General features: G+C 71.2%; 3 protein-coding genes. 1 reads left to right on the top strand and 2 read right to left on the bottom strand.

Going from position 1 to position 2827, the window contains the following annotated elements; translation table 11 throughout:
* Positions 1–12 precede the first annotated feature (12 nt).
* Positions 13–681, bottom strand: coding sequence for a hypothetical protein (locus VNO22_07620; GenBank protein ID HXG61224.1), 669 nt, complete (start codon positions 679–681; stop codon positions 13–15).
* 75 nt (positions 682–756) lie between these two features.
* Positions 757–1659 carry a tRNA glutamyl-Q(34) synthetase GluQRS gene (gluQRS, locus tag VNO22_07615; protein HXG61223.1) on the bottom strand — a complete coding sequence of 301 codons (903 nt, stop codon included), beginning with the start codon at positions 1657–1659 and terminating at the stop codon, positions 757–759.
* 136 nt (positions 1660–1795) lie between these two features.
* On the opposite strand from gluQRS, the gene VNO22_07610 reads away from it, so the two are divergent.
* Positions 1796–2827: isomerizing glutamine--fructose-6-phosphate transaminase (locus VNO22_07610; GenBank protein ID HXG61222.1), on the top strand; the 1032-nt coding region annotated here is incomplete at its 3' end.

Here is a 2827-nt window from a genome sequence, read left to right as displayed (position 1 = left end):
GGCGCGCGGGGCTTACCAGACCCACGTGCGGCCGCCGCTCCAGGAGCGCCAGCGGGGGTCGGCCGGCGGGCCGTCCTCGACGGATTCCACGCGCCCCTCCGGGTCCAGCTTCACCGTGACGGGGCGGCCCGTGGACGGGTCCGCCGGGTACCACAACCGCCGGGCCCGCCGCAGATCCGCGGCGGTCATGTACACGTCGGGGTTCCATTCGGATCCGAGCGGCGGCACACCCCAGGAAAGGAGCACCGCTTCGAGGGGCATTCCCCGCTCCACGCGCCGCGCCAGGATCGCCTCCCGCCAGGCGGGCGCCCCCTCCGCGCCCAGCGCCTCCGCCCCCGGCTCGTGGAGCGCCTCCACCCAGGCGTGCCGGTCGGTCCCGAGGTGCCGGATGCGCAGAAGCCTGCCGTCCCGGAATTCGAGGATGCTCTTGGCGCCGTCGGGATCGGCTTCGGCGTCGGCCACGAGCCCGCCGAAGAGGATCCGCTTGGCCGGCTTTTCCCGCCAGGTGGGGATCCAGACGTACGTCGTGCCCTCCCGCTCGTACTCGAAGAGGGCATACTTGAGATATCCGCCGTCTTCCAGTTCTTGGCGGGAAACTCCGGGTTGGAACACGCTCGCACAGGCGGCCCCCAGGGGAAGCGCCGCCGCCAGGACCAGCCCCCGCGAGACAGCCCCCTTCATGCGCACACCTCCCGGCGGCGCGGCAGGCGCGGCCGCCGTCCGTGTAGACGGCGCCAAGGACGGCGCGTTATGCGGTCACGGCTCCGCTACGCCGCGAAGAAGGTCGGGCGTCAGGATCACGCGCTTCCGGGACACCCGCTCCCAGGACCAGCGCTCCAGGAGATCCCCGGGCCGGGCCTTCCCCGACCCCAGCCCGGACCACTCGGCCAGCGCCCCGACGATCCGTTCCGGAGACACGCCGCGCTGCCGCAGCGTCGCGATCCTCGCGTCGCCGTGCCGCTTGGCCAGCCGCTTTCCGTCCGGGCCCACGATGAGCGGGACGTGCGCCCATGCCGGCGGGGTCGCCCCGAGCGCGCGGTAGATCAGGATCTGGCGGGCGGTCGAAGGAAGCAGGTCGTCGCCGCGGACCACTTCGGTGACGCCCTGGGCCACGTCGTCGGCCACGACGGCGAGCTGGTAGGCGGGGCGGTCGGGCTCCTTGGCGGCCACAAAGTCCCCCACGGTCGCGGCCACGTCGATCGATTGGGACCCGAAGAGGCGGTCTTCGAACGTGACCGGCCCGGGATCCACGCGGAAGCGCCAGCAGACGGCCGGGCCCGCGTAGGTCCGGCAGGTGCCGGGGTAGCGCGGTTCCGCGTCTCCCTCGTGCGGGGCGCTCTGGGCGGCGGCCACGTCCGCGCGGGTGCACCGGCACGGGTAAAGGCGTCCGCCGAGCCGCGCGTGGATGTCGCGGTAGTAGGCGCGGCGGGCGCTCTGGACGACGACCTCCCCGTCCCAGTCCAGACCCAGCCACGCGAGGTCGTCGATCATCTTTTCGACGACTCCCGGCTTGACCCGCGGAGTATCCAGATCCTCGATTCTCAGGAGGACCTTTCCGCCGCGGCTGCGGGCGGAGAGCCACGCCCAGAGGAAGGTTCGCGCGTTGCCGAGATGAAGAGAGCCGGTGGGGCTCGGAGCCAGTCGACCCACGACCGTCATGAATAGAGGAGGCTATCGGCCCCGCGGCGGGATGTCAAACGAGCGGCCGAGCCTGTCGCTTTCGCCGCGGTCGGATGGTAGAATTCCCCGCGATTCTCCCGGGGGATTCGAGTTTCGCATCGGGACGCGCAGACCTATGTGCGGCATCGTCGGATATGTCGGCGGCCGGGAGGCGCTCGGGGTTCTCCTCGACGGGCTCCGGCGCCTGGAGTATCGGGGATACGACTCGGCCGGAGTCGTGGTCCAGAACGGCCGCGGTCTGGACGTGGCGCGGGCCCCCGGGCGGATCGACGCGCTCGTGGAGCGCCTGAGGGCCCGTCCGCTGCGGGGTTCGTCCGGGTTGGGACATACGCGGTGGGCTACGCACGGCGGCGTGACCGAAGAAAACGCCCATCCCCACCGCTCCTGCGACGGGCGGATCGCCGTCGTCCACAACGGCATCGTCGAGAACTATCAGGAGCTTCGCCGCGAGCTGCGCGGCCACCGCTTCGGTTCCGCGACGGACACGGAAGTCATCCCGCACCTCGTGGAACATTTCTACCGCAAGCTCGGAGGGCATCCGCTGCGGTCCGTGACGATGGCGCTGGAGCGGATCCGCGGGAGTTTCGCCCTGGGGGTCATTTTCGCGGATTACCCGGGGCTTCTGGTCGCGGCGCGGGTGAACTGTCCTCTCGTGCTCGGGTTGGGCGAGGGGGAGAATTTTCTGGCGAGCGATCTTTCGGCCCTTCTGCCGTACACGCGGCGGATCGTTCCCCTCGAGGAGGGCGAGGTCGCCAAAGTGGACCGGGACGGGGTCCAGATTTTCGGGCGCGGCTTCGAGCGCCGCCGGCGCCGTCCCCTAGAGATTTCGTGGGAGGCGGAGGGGGCGGCCAAGGGGGGCTATGCGCATTTCATGCTCAAGGAGATCCACGAGCAGCCGCAGACGCTGGCGGCGGAATTCGCCGGGCGGGAGGAAGGGCTGGGAGGGGAGCTGGATCTTCCGGTGGGGCGCCTGAAGCGGGTGGTGCTGGCGGGGTGCGGGACGGCTTGGCACGCGGCCCTGGTGGGGAAGGTGGCGGTGGAGGAGCTTGCGGGGCTGCCGGCGGAGGCGGGGCTTTCGAGCGAGCTTCGATACGGGGATTCCCCCTTCGGGCCGGAGACGCTGGTGGTGGCGATTTCGCAGTCGGGG

It is taken from the genome of Planctomycetota bacterium, assembly GCA_035574235.1.
Taxonomy (GTDB): Bacteria; Planctomycetota; MHYJ01; order MHYJ01; family JACPRB01; genus DATLZA01.
The sequence above is the reverse complement of the archived record's forward strand: the minus strand, read 5'-3'. Positions and strand labels throughout refer to the sequence as shown.

Bases quoted from the DNA above. Each gene is read 5' to 3' on its own strand.
- VNO22_07620 (HXG61224.1), bottom strand. From the start codon at position 681: ATGAAGGGGGCTGTCTCGCGGGGGCTGGTCCTGGCGGCGGCGCTTCCC.
- gluQRS (HXG61223.1), bottom strand. From the start codon at position 1,659: ATGACGGTCGTGGGTCGACTGGCTCCGAGCCCCACCGGCTCTCTTCAT.